This window comes from Corallococcus sp. CA047B (genome assembly GCF_003612065.1).
Lineage (GTDB): Bacteria > Myxococcota > Myxococcia > Myxococcales > Myxococcaceae > Corallococcus > Corallococcus praedator.
Map to the genome: position 1 here is coordinate 85,586 of NZ_RAWD01000001.1, position 17,865 is coordinate 103,450.

The following is a 17,865-nucleotide window of genomic DNA, read 5'->3' on the forward strand; positions in this document are numbered from 1 at the left end:
TGGGGAGGCCCGGGCTACTTCAGGGTCGCGATGTCGATCACGAACCGGTACCGGACGTCGGAGGCGAGCACGCGCTCGTAGGCGTCGTTGATCTTGTCGGCCGGGATGACTTCGATGTCGGCGCCCAGGCGGTGCCGGGCGCAGAAATCCAGCATCTCCTGGGTCTGGCGGATGCCGCCAATGAGCGACCCCGCGAACGAGCGGCGGGTCATGATGAGGGAGAACACCTGGAGCGAGAGCGGCTCCGCGGGGGCGCCCACGTTGACGAGCGCGCCGTCCAGGGCCAGCAGGGACAGGTAGGCGTCGAGGTCGATCTTCGCGCTCACCGTGTTCACGATGAGGTCGAACGTTCCGGCGAGCTTCTTGAACGTCTCCGGATCCTTCGTGGCGTAATAGTGGTCCGCGCCCAGGCGCAGGCCGTCCTCCTTCTTGCGCAGCGACTGCGACAGGACGGTGACCTCGGCCCCCATCGCGTGCGCGATCTTCACCGCCATGTGCCCCAGCCCGCCAAGCCCCACGACGGCCACCTTCCTGCCGGGGCCAGCGCCCCAGTGGCGCAGCGGCGCGTACGTCGTGATGCCGGCGCACAGCAGGGGCGCGGCGGCGTCGAGCGCGAGGCCCGCGGGGATCTTGAGGACGAAGTCCTCGGCCACGACGATGTGCGTGGAATAGCCGCCCTGGGTGGTCCTGCCATCCTTCCCGACGGCGCCGTAGGTGCCGGTGAACCCGTTGAGGCAGTGCTGCTCCTCGCCCTTGCGGCAGTTCGCGCACTCGCGGCACGCATCGACCATGCAGCCGACGCCGACGCGGTCGCCCACGGCATGCCGGGTGACCTCGGAGCCGACCCTGGTGACGATGCCGGCGATCTCATGGCCCGGGACGAGGGGGTAGGTCGCTGAACCCCACTCATTGCGAGCGCTGTGGATGTCGGAGTGGCAGATGCCGCAGAACTTGATCTCGATGAGGACGTCGCGCGGGCCTGGCTCACGACGCTCGAGGGTCGTCGGACCGAGGGGCGAGGTCGCGGAGCTGGCGGCGTAGGCGTTGACGGTGGGCATGGGTCTTCGGATCTCCGTGGGGGGACTGTTGAGCCCTGTTCACGAAGAGGAGTACGCCCCGGGGACGGGGATGACTACGCGCGGGGGAGCCAATAGGCTCTTAAGCAAGGCTTAACAGTGGGGCGGAAGCGCTCCGGTAGCGTGGCCGCGTGCAGGCGGTGGAGCGGTCCCTCCCAGCAGCCCTCGAAGGCGGTTCTCGCGAATGAATACGGCTCCCTTCCCCCAGCTCCAGGTGTTCCTCGCCGTGGCCCGCCTGCGCAGCTTCAGCGGCGCGGCGCGCGAACTCGGCGTCTCCACGGCGGCGGTGAGCCAGTCCGTGCGCCAGCTCGAGGGGCAGCTGCGCGTGGTGCTGCTCACGCGCACGACGCGCAGCGTGTCGCTGACGGACGCGGGCCGGCGGCTCGTGGAGGGGGCGGGCCCGGCCATGGGGCAAGCGCTCACTGCGCTCGCCGAGGTCTCCGCGCAGCCCGGAGAGGCCGTGGGCCGGGTCCGGTTGTCGGTGCCTCGGGCGGCGGTGCCCTACCTCATCACCCCGGTGGTCCCCGCCTTCCGCGAGCGCCATCCCCGGGTCGAGGTGGAGGTCGTCGTCGAGGAGCGCTTCGTGGACATCGTGGCGGAGGGCTACGACGCGGGCGTGCGGCTGAGCGAGGCCATCGAGCGGGACATGGTGCAGGTGCGGCTCACCGACGCGTTCCGCTTCGTGGTGGTGGGCTCGCCGGACTACCTCGCGCGTCGCGGGACGCCCCAGCGCCCCGAGGACCTCTTGAACCACGAGTGCATCACCTTCCGCATGCGGACCACTGGAGCGCTCTACGCCTGGGAGCTGGAGCGGGGCCGCAGGAACTGGCGCGTGCCGGTGCGCGGGGGCGTGGTCACCAATGACAGCCATCTGACGGTGCCCCTGGTGGAGCAGGGCCTGGGGCTGGCGTATGTCTTCGAGCCCATGGTGACCGAGCAGTTGCGCACCGGCCGGTTGCTGCGGGTGCTCGAAGCGTACGCACCCACGGTCCCCGGCTTCTTCCTGTACTACCCCAGCCGGGCACAGCGCTCGACGCCGCTGCGCCTCTTCGTGGAGGTCGCCCGGGAGCTGGCCTTGAAGGCGATCTAGGGCTCAGGGTTGTTTCTTCGGCAGCGGCGCCTTGGCGTCGTACTGCGCGTCGCTGACCTTCTCCAGCCATTCAACGACCTTGCCGTCGAGCTGCTCCTGGATGGCGAGATGGGTCATCGCGGTGGTGGGTGAGGCGCCATGCCAGTGTTTCTGACCGGGCGGGATCCAGATCCTGTCCCCTGGCCGGATCTCCTCGACCGGGTCGCCCCACCGCTGGACCCTGCCGACCCCCGCGGTCACGATCAGCGTCTGCCCGAGCGGATGGGTGTGCCATGCGGAGCGGGCACCGGGCTCGAACGTGACGTAGGCGCCAGCGGTGCGCGAGGGAGCATTCGCCTGGAAGAGAGGATCGACGCGGACGGACCCCGTGAAGTTCTCAGCGGGTCCTCGAGTGGACGCCTGTGATCCATTCCGCGCGATGTTCAGCTTCTGCGGGTCACCGCCCTTGGCGCCACCTGGAGGCACGGTCTGCGCGAGCGCGGGAGCGAGCAGCGAGAGCGACAGGATTGTTGTGGTGAGCAGTTTCATCTCCACTCCTTTCGAAGAGAGATACGCCCGGGTCCTCCAGGGGATTAGGCCCCAGGGAGCCAATAGGCTTTTAAGCGCTGCTTGACAGTCCGACGCATGGCGTGTCGCCGGGGCCATCACCCTGCGACGGTGAGTCAAGTCGATGTGACGCTGCTTGTTACAGCTCGCGCGACTCTGTGACAGGCTGCGCTACTCGGCACGGGCCTGTCACCTGATACACGGCGACGCTCCCGAGGACATGCCGCGGTGCGGTGGCCCTGGCTCGGAGGGTGCATGGACCCCGTGCCGGGTCGTCGTCGGACCCGGCATGCAGTCCCCCTCATCCCCCCAACGAGAGGTCCCATCCATGAACATCCAACTGACGTGCCGCCTGATGGCGGCGGCGCTCTTGAGCCTGACCGCCGCGGGTTGCCAGGGCGACGAGGCGCAGTCATCCGCCGGTGACGCGCTTGCGACGCAGGAGGCGGAGGCCACGCAGCAGTGCGTCGAGGGCTTCTCTGGCATCAAGAACTGCGCGACGGGCCGCGCGAAGGTCGCGAAGAGCAGCAAGGGCATCGCGGTCTCCGGGCTCGCGGACGTGAAGACGGACGGCTTCACCAGCGTGTTCCCCCGGGCCACGATCTGGGAGCTGACGCCTGACATCGTCGGGCTTGGAGCGACGGGACAGGGCCTGGAACTGACGGCGCGCGATGGCGACCAGGTGGTCAGCTCGCTCCGCATCGGCCTGACGGGCAACGGGGATCAGGTGGTCCTCCAGCCCACGTTCACGGGCACGCCGGGCGGCTCGGCGTACCGCGTGAACCTGTATCAGAACAACCGCTTCCTGGGGTTCCAGCACTACGAGTTCGACTACGGCGTGAACTCCACCTGGTACGACATCCACATCCGCTTCCACCCCATCAATATCGGCTTCCGGAATCACTCCGCCACGAGCTTCTTCGACTCCACCAGCACGGGCGCCTGCGTCTGGAGCTTCCGCGGCGCGCCGGGTGATTTCTCGCTGGATGTGGATGGCAAGCAGCTCAAGGGCGACTACCTGGAGATCGTCGAAGAGGTGAAGGAAGGCCACTACCCCTACACCGGCTTCTCCGGCATCGACGTGAAGGCCTCCGCCAAGGACTTCACCATCCTGGGTGAGTCCTTCGTCGCCGGGAAGTAGTCGGCTCCGTTGAGCAGGTTCCACGCCGGGCGGGAGTGTCTCCCCGTCCGGCGTGTTGTTTTTGCGGTCTGCCCGCGCGGAGTGGCCGTCACGAAGCGGCAGGGCGCCGCAGTGCCTCGGACAGGGTGACGAGTGCCCGTTCCTGCGCGGGGGACAGCCGCACCGCGGGCCGCACGCGCTGCACCTTCGCGAGCGCCGTCCGCCCATCCGGTGCATCCTCCCGCGCGACGAGGAGCGCGGCGGTGGCGAACACGAAGGTGTATTTCATTCGCCGCGCAGCCTAACCCCGGCCGGCCTCCGCCGGGACGGACCTCTCTTCCGCCCCGGGGGGCTTCCTGCTCCTGACTACATCGGGGTCACGCAGCCCGGCTGCGCGATGGCGCAATACTGGCTGGCTTCACTGACGCAGAGGCTGTCCCAGGCGGTGTTGCAGCAATACGGATCCTGGGAGCACACGGTGTTGACGCAGCCACTGCACGTCCTGCTCAGCGCGGCGCCCGAGGTGCACACGTTGTGCGCGCAGGAGGGGGCGCTCGGAGCGCAGACGTTGTTGCTACCGCAGGCCTGCCCCGAACCACAGGTGCCACAGTTCAGCGTGCCGCCACAGCCATTGGAGATGGAGCCGCAATTCTTGCCCTGCGCGGCGCACGTCGTCGGGGTACAGGCGCAGACGTTGTTGCTGCCGCAGGTCTGTCCGGTGCTACAGGTGCCACAGTTCAGCGTGGCGCCACAGCCATCGGAGATGGAGCCGCAATTCTTGCCCTGCGCGACGCAGGTCGTGGGCGCGCAGGTGGCGGTCGGATCGAAGACCTCCACGCTGGAGATCGCCTGCATGTTGCCCTGGGCGTTGTAGGAGGTGCCTGCGATGAACAGGACGCGCCCGTCCGCCAGCGCGATGGTGGGGTGCTGCGTGCGGCCCTGGGTGATCGCTCCCACCGTGATCCAGCCGGCGGTGGCGGGCGTGTACAGCTCAACACCGTAGGTGTTGAAGGAGCCTCCCGCCATCAGGATGCTCCCGTCAGGTCGCACCACCGACGGCGCCGACGAGTGCGTGACGGCCGTGCTGCCCGTGTTCGTCCAGGTGTTGGTGGCCGGGTCGTACAGCTCCGCGGCCAGGGTGTAGCCCGTCACGAGCGCCTTCCCATTGGCCAGCAGGTGCAGCGTGTGGCCGTTGCGGCCCGCGTTCATCGAGGCCACCATGGTCCATGCCCCCGTGGCGGGGTCCCAGATCTCCGCGTGGTTGCTGGCGGACGTGGTGCTGTTGCCTCCGCCCGCGACGAGCACCCGCCCGTCCGCGAGTCGCACCGCGGCCTGCCCCATCATCCCGGCGTTGAGCGAGCCCGTGGACGTCCAGGTGTTCGTGGACGGCGCGTAGAGATAGGCATTGGTGACGTAGCTCACGCCGCCCACCACCAGCACCCGCCCGTCCGCGAGCAGCGTGGCACTGTGCCCATAGCTGTTGCGCGGCAGGGCAGCGGCGGCGGACCAGGTGTTGGTGGCGGGCTGATAGCGCTCGGAGGAGGCAATCACGCTCCCCCCGCCGATGCCGGCCACGACGAGCACGCTGCCGTCCTGCAGCTGCGTGGCGGTGTGGTAGCGGCGCGCGGTGGCCATGGACGGGCCGCTGCTCGACGTCAGGGTGGCCGGGTCATACAGCTCCGTGGTGGCCATTTCGCCGGAGGGCGTTCCGCCACCCGCCACCAGCACCTTGCCATTGCCGAGCAACGTGGCCGTGTGCTGATAGCGCGCCGACAGCAGGGATCCTCCGCTGACGACGACCGCCGATGACTGGGAGGCTTCGACGCCGTCCTCCGGCATCTCCAGCTCGGTGGGTGTGATTGCGGGCCCGCACGCGAAACAACACAACAGGGGAACGACGACCAATGACTTCCAATACGACAGGGACATGAGGTGCTCCTGGGGGTGAGACCAGGAGCATCGCATGCGGAGTCTCAGTGTAACGCGTGAAACATGAAATCCGGGGGTGTCACTTCGGAACCCAGACGGCGACCCAGTCGATCTGCACGTTGCCGGCCGCGCTGGAGGAGGGTGCGGTGCCACTCAGGTCCGTCTCCGTCTGGAGGACCCAGTGCATCGGCGTGGTGGGCACGCGGCTGGTCTTGTCCAGGATGACCGTCCCATCGAGGATGAAACGGCACCGGCCCGGGGTCCATTCGATGATGGCCGTGTGCCACGACGTGAAGCGCGCGCTGGTGGAGACCGGGTCCTGGTCCCCGCCGGACGTACCGTTCTGCCGGTGCATGAACCCGCCGATGGTGCTGTCGAGGTCGCCTTCCGGGAAGTCGATCTCCCCGTCGCGAGGCCACACCTCGCTGTCCGGCCAGAGCAGCCACGCCGTCTTGTAGCCGGGCACCGCGTCCGCCTTGAACCGCACCGCGAAGCGACCCGCGGGCAGTCCGCCGCTCGCCGTCGCGCCCGGAATCTTCGGGAGCACCGCGGCGACCCGGTGCACGCCGTTCACGGTGTGCAGGTACTTGTTGAGCACGCCGTTCTGGATGCTGACGACCGTGGAGGGGGAATAGGTGCCGTTCTTGCTCGTGTCCTTCCAGCCGTCCAGGTAGGCGCCCCACTTCGACGACACCGCCGCCGGGAACTGGCCCACGGGCACCGGGGTGGTGAAGTCATCGGTGAACACCTGCCGCCAGTTCGTGAGGTCGCCCACCGGCATCGGTTCGCCCGAAGGGCCCGAGCCGCCGCCGGCCACCAGCGTCACGGCATCCACGAGGATGGCATTGCCCGACGTCGCTTGGTTCTGGAGGACATACACATCCACCGTGTCGCCCACGCGCTCCACGGTCCCCGTGATGGTGAGCCGCTGGAAGGCGGTGGTCAGCGTCGCGTCCGTCGTGAAGAGCTTGTAGGTGCTACCGGCGGCGCTCTTCTCCCGGAGGATGAGGCTCACGGTCTTGCCCACCGTGCCGGTGTTGCCCGCGGCGACATACGCCGTCGCCGTATACGCCTGGCCCTGCGGAGCATTGGTGATGGCACTCTGCGCGCCGTCCAGTGAGTACATGGAGGCCGCGCCGCTGACGGTGACGCGGGCGATGTACTGGCCGTCCGGTGCTCCCGTCCGAGCCTCCCGCGTCAGCGTTCCCTGCCACGACGACCAGCCGCTCGTGTTGGTTTCAAAGGATGTGTTGGTGATCGCGGACATGAGCGGCGCCGGGGCCTGCATCGCTTCGGCTTCTGTTTCAGGAGCCTCCGGAGCCGGGCTGCACGCGGAGGCCAGCGGAAGCGCCAGCACCAGGGCCCAGGCGCGACGGAAACGTGACCCACGGCGGATACGGATTTCACTCATCGTGTTCTCCTTGAAAGGCGTGAAATACCCGTCTACTTATAAATCAAGGAAACCATCTGGCCAGTGGGTTTTAATCCTTCGGGGCGTCCAGCCATGCGGCCAGCACGTCCGCGTGACATGGGCCCGGCTTGCACCAGCAGCCCAGCCGCTTGCCGCGCAGGGCTCGCACGTCGCGCAGGTAGTCCGCGTCGTGACGGGTGCGCAGCTCCAGGTACCAGCGGAAGGACTCGAAGGCGTCCGGCTCCGGGCCCATGCGGCGCAGCGCCTCCTCGCGGATCCGCGCGGCCTCGCCGGCGGGCAGGGCGGACAGCCAGGGTTCGAAGTAGGTGCGCAGCATCGCCTTCTGCGTCTTCACGCCCCCGGGCTTGAACGGATTGCCGAAGCGGCCGGGGACGGGGTTGAGGGGACCGGGCTTCGCCCAGACGCGGAAGGCTCGGCCCACGTACACGTCACAGTCATCGTGGACGTGCACGGCGGTGGTGCGGGATCCGGACATGGCCTCGACCGTTACCAGACGGGCACCGCCTGGGCGATCCGGTTGGCAATGCCCTCTGGAAGGGGCAACGTAGGACGCCCGCCTCCTCCCACCCCCAGCAGCCATGATCGCCGACCTCCACAACGCCGACATCCCCAAGCCCGTGCTCGAAGTCATCACCCGCCTGCGCGAGCTGGGCCATGCCACCTACCTGGTGGGCGGCTGCGTGCGGGACATGGTCCGCCAGGTCCACCCCAAGGACTTCGACGTGGCGACGAGCGCGCTGCCCGAGGAGGTCCAGAAGGCGTTCCGCAAGGTCATCCCCACCGGCATCCAGCACGGCACGGTCACTGTCGTCACCGGGGGCAACCACGTGGAGGTGACGACGTTCCGCTCGGAGGGGGACTACCTGGACGGCCGCAGGCCCAGCTCCGTGTCCTTCGAGCGCGACATCGTCAAGGACCTGTCCCGGCGCGACTTCACCATCAACGCCATGGCGTACAACCCGCTGGACAAGGAGCTGGTGGATCCGTTCGGCGGACAGGTGGACCTGCCGGCCCGGTTGATCAAGTGCGTGGGCTCCGCGTTGGAGCGCTTCTCCGAGGACGGCCTGCGCCCGCTGCGCGCCGTGCGCTTCTCCGCCGTGCTGGGCTTCTCGCTGGACCCCGACACCCGCGACGCCATCCCCGCGACCCTGAGTGTCTTCCGCAAGGTCGCCCTGGAGCGCGTGCGTGAGGAGCTCTGCAAGCTGCTGCTGTCCCCGCGCGCCGAGGCGGGGCTCCAACTGCTCGCGGATACCGGGCTCCTGGAGGTCTTCCTGCCGGAGCTGGCCCGCGCGGACGCCGAAGCCGCCCGGCTCGCCCGCGCCGCCACGCAGGCCGCGCCCCTGGAGCTGGATGTCCGCATGGCCACGCTGCTCGCGGACCTCGTCACGGGGCCGCATGCCCGCGAGCTGTGCATGCGGCTGAAGTTCCCGAACAAGTCCGCCGACCTCGTGGGCCTGCTCGTCGAACACGCGAAGCTGGAGACGCGCCTGACGGACACGGATCCGGCCCTGCGCCGGCTGCTCGCCCGGGTGGGTCCGCCACAGCTTCCCGTGCTGCTCGCCGTGGCGAAGGCCCGCGTGCAGGCCCGGGCGCCGGAGCAGCTTCCCGCGCTGGAGTCGCTGGCCGAGCGCCTGGGACTGCTCGCCGCCGCGAAGCCGCCCCTGTCCGCGAAGGAGCTGGCGCTCACCGGGGGCGACATCATGTCCACGCTGGGCATCGGGCCATCCCCGAAGGTGGGCGAGGCGACCCGGTACCTCGTGGAGTCGGTGCTGGACGACCCGTCACGCAACACCGCCGACCAGCTCCGCGCGCTGCTGACGGAGTGGAGCCGGACGCGAAGCGCCTGAAAGGTCACCTTCCCCCGGCAGGAGGGCAGGGAAGGGGGCCTGGAGTGCCATCCGGCCGTGCGTCCCGGGCCGGGGGCGTGTAGGAAGGAGCCCCATGCGAGTCGTCGTTGCCATGAGCGGCGGGGTGGATTCCTCGGCCGCCGCCGCCCTGCTCAAGGAGCAGGGCCATGAGGTCATCGGCATCACCCTGCGCGTCTGGTCCTACGAGGGCAACGCGAAGTGTGGAAGCTGCTGCAGTCCGGACGACATCGACGATGCCCGCGCGGTGGCCCAGCAGCTGGGCATCCCGTTCTATGTGGCCAACGCCGAGGAGATCTTCCAGGACCGGGTGGTCAACCCGTTCGTCCAGTCGTACCTGGGCGGCAAGACGCCCATCCCCTGCGTCGCCTGCAACCGCGACGTGAAGTTCAACTTCCTCCTCAAGCGCGCGCGCGCCCTGGGTGCCCGGCTCGCCACGGGCCACTACGCCCAGGTGGAGGAGGTGGACGGCCGCTTCCACCTGCGCCGCGCCGCGGACGCCGCCAAGGACCAGAGCTACTTCCTCTTCACGCTGGGCCAGGAGGAGCTGCGCGACGTGCTCTTCCCCGTGGGCCACCTGACGAAGGCGGAGGTGCGCGCCGTCGCGGAGCGCCACGCCCTGCCCACCACCCACAAGCCGGAGAGCATGGAGATCTGCTTCGTGCCGGACGGCGACTACGCCGGGTTCGTGGAGAAGGTCGCCGGGCCGCAGCCTTCAGGCGAGGTCGTGGATCCGGAGGGCCGCGTGCTGGGCACCCACAACGGCATCCACCGCTTCACCGTGGGCCAGCGCAAGGGCCTCAACCTGGGCGGTGGTGAGGTGCGCTACGTGCAGCGCCTGGAGCCGGAGACGAACCGCGTCGTCGTGGGCCCCGCGGAGGGCACCGGCCGCGCGCAGTTCGGCCTGCTCCAGCCGCACTGGGTGGACGCGCCGCCCCCGCCCGAGCAGGCCGTGGAGGTGCGGATCCGCCACCGTCACGCGGGGGCTCCGGGCCGGGTGCACATCTCGCCGCACGGGCTGGTGTCGGTGCAGCTGGATGCGCCCGCGCGCGCCGTCACGCCGGGGCAGGCCGCCGTGGTCTACGACCGCGATCGGGTGCTCGGTGGCGGGTGGATCGTCTGACGTCGTTTGACTGCGCCGGGGCCCGACTTCTGGCCTCGCGCGCGTCGCGTACCACCGGCGTCAAGACCCCCCATTCCGTGAATTTGACCCGCCTGGGGGTGGGGCGTAGCTTGCGCGCACGCTGTCGCTACAGGCCGTAACACGGCCCGTGCGCGCGACGAGGTTCGCCCTGCCATGCGTGACGCCCACCGGATGAAGGAGAAGTTCGACGTCTCGTTGGACAATCGCCAGATCGTCAGCCTGTTGATCGCCGGCATTGTCGTGATGGGCGCGGTGTTCGTCCTGGGCGTGGTGGTGGGCAAGAAGCTCTCCGGCGACGCGCAGACGGCCGCCGCCCCGGACCTGCTCTCCGCGCTGGACGCCAACGCACAGGTCCTCCACGACGCGCGCCAGGAGCCGCCGCTCACCTTCCCGGACGAGCTCACCCGCAAGGCCTCCGCGGACCCCCTGCCGCCGCTGCCCACGCCCAAGCCCGCCGCGAAGCCGGAGGCCCCCAAGGCCACCGCCGCGAAGCCGGAGGTGAAGCCGGAGCCCGCCAAGGTCGCCGCGAAGCCCACCCTGGCCCCCACGCCGGACCCGGACACCGGGGAGCTGCCCGCGCAGGACGAAGCCTCCGACGAGGCCCCCGCCGTCGTCGTGAAGCCGGAAGTGAAGCCGGAGGCCCCCAAGGCGGCCACCGTCGTCGCCGCGAAGCCGGAAGTGAAGCCCGAGCCCGTGAAGGGAAAGGTGGAGGAGACGCCGGTCGCCACCCGCACCGCCGCACGTGACGGGGGCATGAAGGAGGCCATCGCGCGGGCCCAGCAGCTTCCGGCGGAGCCTCCGCGCCCGGCGGAGGCCGTGAAGGGTGGGGCGTTCACGCTCCAGCTCTCCGCGTTCCAGAGCCGCCCGGATGCCGACCGCTTCGCCGCCCGGTTGCGCGACCGAGGCTATGCCCCGTATATCCTGGCGGCGGAGGTGCCCGGAAAGGGCACCTGGTACCGCGTCCGCATGGGCTCCTTCGCCTCGAAGGAGGCGGCGGGCCGATACCTGACGGACTTCAAGCGCGAAACCCAGCTCGACGCCTACGTGGCCGGCACGAACTAGCGCTGGGCAAGGAAGAGAAGAAGCACCATGACGACGACGAAGCGGGTGGAGAAGCCCTGGGGCCACGAGCTGATCTGGGCCCACACGGAGCGCTACGTGGGCAAGCTCCTGCACGTGAAGGCGGGCCACAAGCTCAGCCTCCAGTTCCACAACCGCAAGGACGAGACCATCCACGTCCAGAGCGGCAAGCTCCTCTTCGTCGTCGACGAAGGCCAGGGCCTCATCGAGAAGGAGATGAACCCCGGCGAGAGCTACCACATCAAGCCGCTGACCAAGCACCGCATGGTCGCCATCACCGACTGCGACATCCTCGAGGTCAGCACCCCCGAGCTGGATGACGTCGTGCGGCTGGAAGACTCGTACGGCCGCGCCGGCACCAGCAAGGCGTAGCCGTCCGCGGTACCGCTTCCGCGCCGGCGCCCACCCGAGGAGACCCGGGAGCGCGCCGGCCGCGTCGAGGCCTCACTCCGCGGCGGGCTTCGGCTTGGGGTTGCGGGTCCACTGGTCGACGGTGCCGTCGCCGTCCAGGTCCTCGCCGATGCGGTCCACCTGGCCGCCCTCCCAGTACTCCCAGTAGTCCACCCGGCCGTCGTGGTTCGCGTCGCGCTCCTTCCGCACGAGCGTGTCGTTCTCGTAGTACAGCCACGAGTCCGCCTTGCCGTCGCCGTCCAGGTCCCGCTGGCCCTGCGTGCGCTTGCCCTCGGCGTAGTGGTACGTGGCGTCCACCTTGCCGTCGTAGTCCAGGTCCATCACCTCGCGGACCTTCGCGCCCTGCGGATCCATGTACTGGGTGACGTCCACGCGGCCGTCCCAGTTCAGGTCCAGCTCCTTGCGCACCAGCACGTCCTTCTGGCGGAACTCCCAGACGTCCGTCTGGCCGTCGCCGTTCGCGTCCAGCTCCGTGACGGTCTCCCCGGCGGCGGGCTTGCCCCGGATGGCTTCGGCCTCCGGACGCTTGCGCGCCGCGTCAGGATTCTCCGCCGGCTTCTGGGAGGCACAGCCAGACAACGTTCCGGCTACGAGGAATCCCAGGAAAATCAAACGGTTGCTAGGAAACACGCTGCCTCCTGGGCGGGCAGGGCGCCTTGTTCGCGCCGCTCGCACTCCGTGCTTTCGCAGGCCACGTCATTCCATATATTTTCACGTATCGCCATGGCCCGAAAGAAAGTCAGCACCACCATCTACATCACTCCGGAGCAGAACGAACTGCTCAAGGCGCTGAACCAGAAGACGAAGGTGCCCGTGGCCGAGTACATCCGGCAGGGCATCGACCTGGTGCTGGAGAAGTACAAGGCGCAGCTGCCGGGCCAGTCGACCTTCGACGAACTCTCCTGAAGAACGAGGCGTGACGTGACGAGCATGCGTGGCAAGCGGGCGGTGGTGCTGGGTGGTGCCGGATTCGTCGGCTCGCACCTGTGTGAGCGGCTGCTGGATGACGGCGCCGCGTCCGTCATCGCGGTCGACAACCTGATCACCGGCAACGAACAGAACGTGCGCACGCTCAAGCCGCGCGCGGGCTTCCAGTACGTGAAGCAGGACATCATCGACGGCCTGGAGGTGGACGGGCCGGTGGACTACGTCCTCAACCTGGCCTCGCCGGCATCGCCCATCGACTACGCGAACCTCCCGCTGGAGACGCTGCGCGTGGGCTCCATCGGCACGGAGAACGCGCTCAAGCTGGCGGAGAAGAAGAAGGCCGTGTTCCTCATGGCCTCCACGTCGGAGGTCTACGGCGATCCGCTGGTGCACCCCCAGAAGGAGGATTACTGGGGCAACGTGAATCCCATCGGGCCGCGCTCGGTGTACGACGAGGCCAAGCGCTACTCGGAGGCCATCAGCGCCGCCTACGAGCGCAGCCGGGGCGTGGAGGTCCGCATCGTGCGCATCTTCAACACCTACGGCCCGCGCATGCGCCTGAACGACGGCCGCGTGGTGCCCGCCTTCGTGGGCCAGGCGCTCAAGGGCGAGGACTTCAGCGTCTTCGGTGACGGCAGCCAGACGCGCTCGTTCTGCTACGTGAAGGACCTGGTGGACGGCCTGGTCCGGCTGGTGCTGTCGGACGTCCGGGGCCCGGTGAACATCGGCAACCCGCGCGAGATGACCATCAAGCAGTTCGCGGAGGCCGTGCGCACGGCGTCCGGTGGGGGTAGGGAGATCGTCTACCATCCGCTGCCCAAGGATGATCCGAAGCAGCGCCAGCCGGACATCACCCGCGCGCGCACGCTGCTCGGGTGGGAGCCCAAGGTCCTGCTGGAGGACGGTCTGCGGGAGACCATCGCGTACTTCCGAGAGGTTGCCGGTCGTCCCTCTGGGACTTAGGTTGGCCGCGCGCGAGTGAACGCGAAGGTTTCAACGGCCCTGCTCCCCTGGCGGCGGCGGGCCCGGGGGAGAACGGCGTGAAAGTCCTGGTAACCGGCGGCGCGGGCTTCATCGGCTCGCACGTGTGTGACGAGTTCCTGCGCAATGGCCACGAGGTCATCGCGCTGGACGACCTGTCGGGCGGCAAGAAGGAGAACCTGGATCCGCGCGTGCGTCTCGCCGTGCACGACATCCGCAGCCGCGAGGCCGCGGAGCTCATCCGCGCGGAGAAGCCCCAGGTCATCTGCCATCTGGCCGCCCAGATGGACGTGCGCCGCAGCGTGGACGACCCCGGCTTCGACGCGGACGTGAACATCCGCGGCATGCTCAACCTGCTGGAGGCCGCGCGTCACAGCGAGGTGAAGAAGGTCATCTTCAGCTCCACCGGCGGCGCCATCTACGGCGAGCAGGATTACTTCCCCGCGACGGAGTCGCACCCCACGCGGCCGGTGTCGCCCTATGGCGTCTCCAAGGCGGCGGGCGAGCTGTACCTGGGCTACTACCGCGCCCAGTACGGCCTGCCCTTCGTCGCCCTGCGGTACGCCAACGTGTACGGTCCCCGTCAGAACCCGCACGGCGAGGCCGGCGTGGTGGCCATCTTCAGCCAGCGCGTCATCGCGGGGCAGGGCTGCACCATCTTCGGGGAAGGCAAGCAGACGCGGGACTTCGTCTTCGGTCCGGACGTGGCGCGCGCCAACTACCTGGCCTTCCAGAGCGACTACGTGGGCGCCGCCAACATCGGCACCGGCGTGGAGACGGACATCAACCGCCTCTATGAGCTCATCGCGCAGGCGGGCGGCAGCTCGCTGAAGGTGGCGCACGCGCCGGGCAAGCCGGGCGAACAGATGCGCTCCTGCATCGACGCGTCGCTGGCCAAGAAGGTCCTGGGCTGGGAGCCCACGGTTCAACTGGCGGACGGCCTGCGCCACACGCTCCAGTTCTTCCGCGACAAGGCCGCCGGCCCCGCGCGGGCCCGGGGTTAGTCGGGAAACGCCCCGGTGGCGGCAGCTTCCCCCTGGCCTGGGTGGCCGGGGGGAACGGCCGTCGTCAGGTGGGTGGAAGGCCGGGCGGGCGCGTGTGCGCAGTCGTGGATTTTCGGGCGGTTCGGTGTTACCTACGCCCGCTTCGCGACTGATCGAGCGCCCTGAACATGCCGGCTGAAAACGCGCACATCCGCAACTTCTGCATCATCGCCCACATCGACCATGGAAAGTCGACGCTGGCCGACCGCCTCCTGGAAAAGACAGGCACGCTGACCAAGCGTGAGGCGCAGGCCCAGTTCCTCGACAACATGGACATCGAGCGTGAGCGGGGCATCACCATCAAGGCCCAGTCCGTGCGGATGACGTACACCGCCAAGGACGGCCAGAACTACGTCCTCAACCTCATCGACACGCCGGGGCACGTGGACTTCGCCTACGAGGTGAGCCGCAGCCTCGCCGCGTGCGAGGGCGCGTTGCTCGTCGTGGACGCGAGCCAGGGCGTGGAGGCGCAGACGCTGGCCAACGTCTACATGGCGTTGGAGCACGACCTGGCCATCATCCCGGTCATCAACAAGATCGACCTGCCCAGCGCGGACGTGGAGCGCACGCGCTCGGAGATCGAGGACGTCATCGGCATCGACGCGTCCACCGCGGTGCCCACCTCCGCGAAGGAGGGCATCGGCATCCACGACATCCTGGAGTCGGTGGTCAAGCTGGTGCCGCCGCCCACGGGCGCGGTGGACGCGCCGCTCAAGGCCCTCATCTTCGACTCCTGGTACGACAACTACCGGGGCGTGGTCGTGCTGGTGCGCGTGCTGGAAGGCACGCTGAAGCTCAAGCAGAAGATCAAGATGTTCAGCAACAACAAGGCCTTCGAGGTGCAGGAGCTGGGCGTGTTCAGCCCGTTCTCGCGCCCCGTCACGCAGCTCATCGCGGGCGAGGTGGGCGTCCTCGTCGCGAACGTGAAGGAGCTGAACGACGCGAAGGTCGGCGACACCGTCACGGAGGAGCTGCGGTCCACGGCGGAACCCTTCCCGGGGTTCAAGGAAGTCAAGCCGATGGTCTTCAGCGGCATCTTCCCGGTGGACTCGTCCGATTATGAGAACCTGCGCGACGCGCTGGCGAAGCTGACGCTCAACGACTCCGCCTTCACCTACGAGCCGGAGTCGTCCACGGCGCTGGGGTTCGGCTTCCGCTGCGGCTACCTGGGCCTGCTCCACATGGAGATCGTCCAGGAGCGGCTGGAGCGCGAGTACAACCTCAACCTCATCACCACGGCCCCGTCGGTGGTCTACCGCATCACCACCACCAAGGATGAGGTGCTCCTGGTGGACAACCCGGCGAAGCTGCCGCCGACGCAGAACATCACCAAGTTCGAGGAGCCCATCCTCACCTGTCACATCCACGTGCCCAACGAGCACCTGGGCGCCATCCTGAAGCTGTGCCAGGACCGGCGTGGCGTGCAGAAGGACATGAAGTACCTGGGCTCCAGCGGCACGCGCGTGCAGGTGACGTACGAGATGCCCATGGCGGAAGTCGTGTTCGACTTCTTCGACCGGTTGAAGAGCGTGTCGCGCGGCTACGCGAGCCTGGACTACGAGCTGTCCGCCTACGCGGAAGCGGACCTGGCCCGGCTGGACATCCTCATCAACGGGGAGCCGGTGGACGCGCTGAGCGTCATCGTGCACCGCGAGCGCGCGTACCAGCGCGGCCGCGAGGTCTGCGAGAAGCTCAAGGAAGTGATTCCCAAGCAGATGTACGAGGTGGCCATCCAGGCCGCCATCGGCGCGAAGATCATCTCCCGTGAGACGATCTCCGCCATGCGCAAGAACGTGCTCGCCAAGTGCTACGGCGGCGACATCAGCCGCAAGCGCAAGCTCCTGGAGAAGCAGAAGGAGGGCAAGAAGCGCATGAAGCAGGTCGGCACGGTGGAGATTCCGCAGGAAGCCTTCCTCGCGGTCCTCAAGACGGAGCAGTAGCCCTATGAGCACGGCCAGTCCTTCCGCGAAGCTGGGAGCGGCCATGGCCGCGCGTCGCACGCCGGAGCAGCTCAAGGCCCGCCGCCAGCTGCTGTGGCGCGAGCTGCTCACCAGCCTCTGGGCCCCCCTGTGCGGCGTGGGCCTGGCGTTCCTGCCCTACGTCACGCTGATCGAAATGGCGCCGCACACGGCGTCCTGGGCGCAGCCCCTGATGAAGGGGTTCGGCCTGCTGATGGTCCTGGCCTTCGTGGGCCTGCTGGTGTGGCGCACCGCCTCCAGGAAGGAGTCGCTGCTGCGCACGCTGCGGCACGAGGCGCGGGAGCTCATCGCGGAGGACGAGCGCATCCTGGGGCGCGTGAAGGACAAGGTGTCTCCGGCCGTGGCGGAGAAGATCACCGAGCAGGCCCTGCGCGTGGACAACGCGTCGGTGGCGGGTGACGCGGAAGCGCTGCGCGCCGAGGTGAAGACGCTGGAGCTGATGACCCAGGAGCACCTGGGCGCGTACCGCAAGCAGTCCGCGTGGGACTTCGTGGGCGGCTTCGCCAAGGCGCTGCTCATCGCGCTGATCATCCGCACGGTGCTGGTGGAGCCGTACCGCATCCCGTCCGGCTCCATGCTGCCCACGCTGCAGATCGGCGATCAGGTCTTCGTCAACAAGTTCATCTACGGCGTGCGCATCCCGCTGATGAACGTGGTGCCGTTCCGCATCGTGCGGGCGCCCCTGCGCGGGGACGTCATCGTCTTCAACAACCCCGTGAACGAGTCCACGGACTTCATCAAGCGCGTCATCGGCATCCCCGGGGACGTGGTGGAGATCATCGACGGGGTGATCCACATCAACGGCCAGCCGCAGCCGCGCACGCTGGTGTCGGCGGACTACATCGTCCACAACCAGGACGACACGACGGGCCAGTGGTTCGACCAGGAGGAAGTGCTCTACCGGGAGGACATTGGCGGCGTGGTGCACTCGGCGCTCCAGCACCCGCTGCGCCTGCCGGGCCGTGAGCGGGAAGGTCCCTACACGGTGCCCGCGGACAGCGTCTTCGTGATGGGCGACAACCGCGACAACAGCGCGGACAGCCGCTACGGCCTGGGCGCCCCCGGCCACCACGAGGTGGAGTACGTGCCGTACGGCCACATCAAGGGCAAGGCCATGGTGGTGTGGCTGTCGCTCGGTTGGGGCGGCCTGCTGGGCAACCTGTTTGGCGGCACGGGCCTGCGGGTGGAGCGCTTCTTCGAACCGGTGCGCTGAACGTCCCTGTCGGACCGCCGCGCGCCACG

Annotated in this window: 18 protein-coding genes; 11 read left to right on the plus strand and 7 right to left on the minus strand. The window is 68.7% G+C overall.

What is annotated here, in order from left to right; genetic code table 11:
* Nucleotides 1–14: 14 nt before the first annotated feature.
* Entirely contained in the window at nt 15–1,058 is a 1,044-nt protein-coding gene (locus D7X74_RS00360; protein WP_120530884.1) for an NAD(P)-dependent alcohol dehydrogenase, read from the minus strand.
* A gap of 202 nt (nt 1,059–1,260) precedes the next feature.
* Between D7X74_RS00360 and D7X74_RS00365 the strand changes: the two genes are divergently transcribed.
* Nucleotides 1,261–2,166, plus strand: coding sequence for a LysR family transcriptional regulator (locus D7X74_RS00365; protein WP_120530885.1), 906 nt, complete (start codon nt 1,261–1,263; stop codon nt 2,164–2,166).
* Between the two features lie 3 nt (nt 2,167–2,169).
* Here the strand turns inward: D7X74_RS00365 and D7X74_RS00370 are convergent, their stop codons facing one another.
* Complete coding sequence (locus D7X74_RS00370) at nt 2,170–2,694, minus strand: cupin domain-containing protein (protein ID WP_120530886.1); 525 nt, start codon at nt 2,692–2,694, stop codon at nt 2,170–2,172.
* A gap of 346 nt (nt 2,695–3,040) precedes the next feature.
* Here D7X74_RS00370 and D7X74_RS00375 point away from each other — a divergent pair, with 346 nt between their 5' ends.
* Nucleotides 3,041–3,853 carry a hypothetical protein gene (locus tag D7X74_RS00375; protein ID WP_120530887.1) on the plus strand — a complete coding sequence of 271 codons (813 nt, stop codon included), beginning with the start codon at nt 3,041–3,043 and terminating at the stop codon, nt 3,851–3,853.
* Nucleotides 3,854–3,941: 88 nt separating this feature from the next.
* On the opposite strand, the gene D7X74_RS00380 is transcribed toward D7X74_RS00375, so the two are convergent.
* From D7X74_RS00380 to D7X74_RS00395, 4 genes are all read right to left on the minus strand, one after another.
* Nucleotides 3,942–4,121, minus strand: a complete 180-nt coding sequence (locus tag D7X74_RS00380) for a hypothetical protein (RefSeq protein ID WP_120530888.1) — start codon at nt 4,119–4,121, stop codon at nt 3,942–3,944.
* 77 nt (nt 4,122–4,198) lie between these two features.
* Entirely contained in the window at nt 4,199–5,761 is a 1,563-nt protein-coding gene (locus D7X74_RS00385) for a kelch repeat-containing protein (RefSeq protein ID WP_158622145.1), read from the minus strand.
* A 79-nt stretch (nt 5,762–5,840) separates the two neighbouring features.
* Entirely contained in the window at nt 5,841–7,172 is a 1,332-nt protein-coding gene (locus D7X74_RS43545) for a glycoside hydrolase family 16 protein (protein ID WP_199741732.1), read from the minus strand.
* 70 nt (nt 7,173–7,242) lie between these two features.
* Complete coding sequence (locus D7X74_RS00395; protein WP_120530890.1) at nt 7,243–7,668, minus strand: DUF4326 domain-containing protein; 426 nt, start codon at nt 7,666–7,668, stop codon at nt 7,243–7,245.
* Nucleotides 7,669–7,771: 103 nt separating this feature from the next.
* Here D7X74_RS00395 and D7X74_RS00400 point away from each other — a divergent pair, with 103 nt between their 5' ends.
* From D7X74_RS00400 to D7X74_RS00415, 4 genes are all read left to right on the plus strand, one after another.
* Nucleotides 7,772–9,040: a CCA tRNA nucleotidyltransferase gene (locus D7X74_RS00400; protein WP_120530891.1), complete on the plus strand. Its 1,269-nt coding sequence runs from the start codon at nt 7,772–7,774 to the stop codon at nt 9,038–9,040.
* 94 nt (nt 9,041–9,134) lie between these two features.
* A complete protein-coding gene (gene mnmA / locus D7X74_RS00405; RefSeq protein ID WP_120530892.1) occupies nt 9,135–10,181 on the plus strand; it encodes a tRNA 2-thiouridine(34) synthase MnmA in 1,047 nt (348 codons plus the stop codon).
* 174 nt (nt 10,182–10,355) lie between these two features.
* The gene (locus D7X74_RS00410) at nt 10,356–11,264 is read left to right on the plus strand and encodes an SPOR domain-containing protein (protein WP_120530893.1); all 909 of its coding nucleotides are present in this window, start codon (nt 10,356–10,358) and stop codon (nt 11,262–11,264) included.
* 27 nt (nt 11,265–11,291) lie between these two features.
* Complete coding sequence (locus D7X74_RS00415) at nt 11,292–11,654, plus strand: cupin domain-containing protein (protein WP_120530894.1); 363 nt, start codon at nt 11,292–11,294, stop codon at nt 11,652–11,654.
* A 72-nt stretch (nt 11,655–11,726) separates the two neighbouring features.
* Here the strand turns inward: D7X74_RS00415 and D7X74_RS00420 are convergent, their stop codons facing one another.
* Complete coding sequence (locus tag D7X74_RS00420) at nt 11,727–12,323, minus strand: hypothetical protein (protein WP_120530895.1); 597 nt, start codon at nt 12,321–12,323, stop codon at nt 11,727–11,729.
* A 93-nt stretch (nt 12,324–12,416) separates the two neighbouring features.
* On the opposite strand from D7X74_RS00420, the gene D7X74_RS00425 reads away from it, so the two are divergent.
* The 5 genes from D7X74_RS00425 (at nt 12,417) to lepB (ending at nt 17,836) form a co-directional block, all read left to right on the plus strand.
* Complete coding sequence (locus D7X74_RS00425) at nt 12,417–12,599, plus strand: ribbon-helix-helix domain-containing protein (protein WP_120530896.1); 183 nt, start codon at nt 12,417–12,419, stop codon at nt 12,597–12,599.
* 24 nt (nt 12,600–12,623) lie between these two features.
* The gene (locus D7X74_RS00430) at nt 12,624–13,583 is read left to right on the plus strand and encodes a UDP-glucuronic acid decarboxylase family protein (RefSeq protein ID WP_120530948.1); all 960 of its coding nucleotides are present in this window, start codon (nt 12,624–12,626) and stop codon (nt 13,581–13,583) included.
* Nucleotides 13,584–13,660: 77 nt separating this feature from the next.
* Nucleotides 13,661–14,605 carry an NAD-dependent epimerase/dehydratase family protein gene (locus D7X74_RS00435; RefSeq protein WP_120530897.1) on the plus strand — a complete coding sequence of 315 codons (945 nt, stop codon included), beginning with the start codon at nt 13,661–13,663 and terminating at the stop codon, nt 14,603–14,605.
* Between the two features lie 167 nt (nt 14,606–14,772).
* The gene (gene lepA, locus D7X74_RS00440; RefSeq protein ID WP_120530898.1) at nt 14,773–16,584 is read left to right on the plus strand and encodes a translation elongation factor 4; all 1,812 of its coding nucleotides are present in this window, start codon (nt 14,773–14,775) and stop codon (nt 16,582–16,584) included.
* Between the two features lie 4 nt (nt 16,585–16,588).
* Nucleotides 16,589–17,836 (plus strand): signal peptidase I, encoded by a 1,248-nt coding sequence (lepB, locus tag D7X74_RS00445; protein WP_120530899.1) that lies wholly within the window; start codon nt 16,589–16,591, stop codon nt 17,834–17,836.
* Nucleotides 17,837–17,865: the final 29 nt, after the last annotated feature.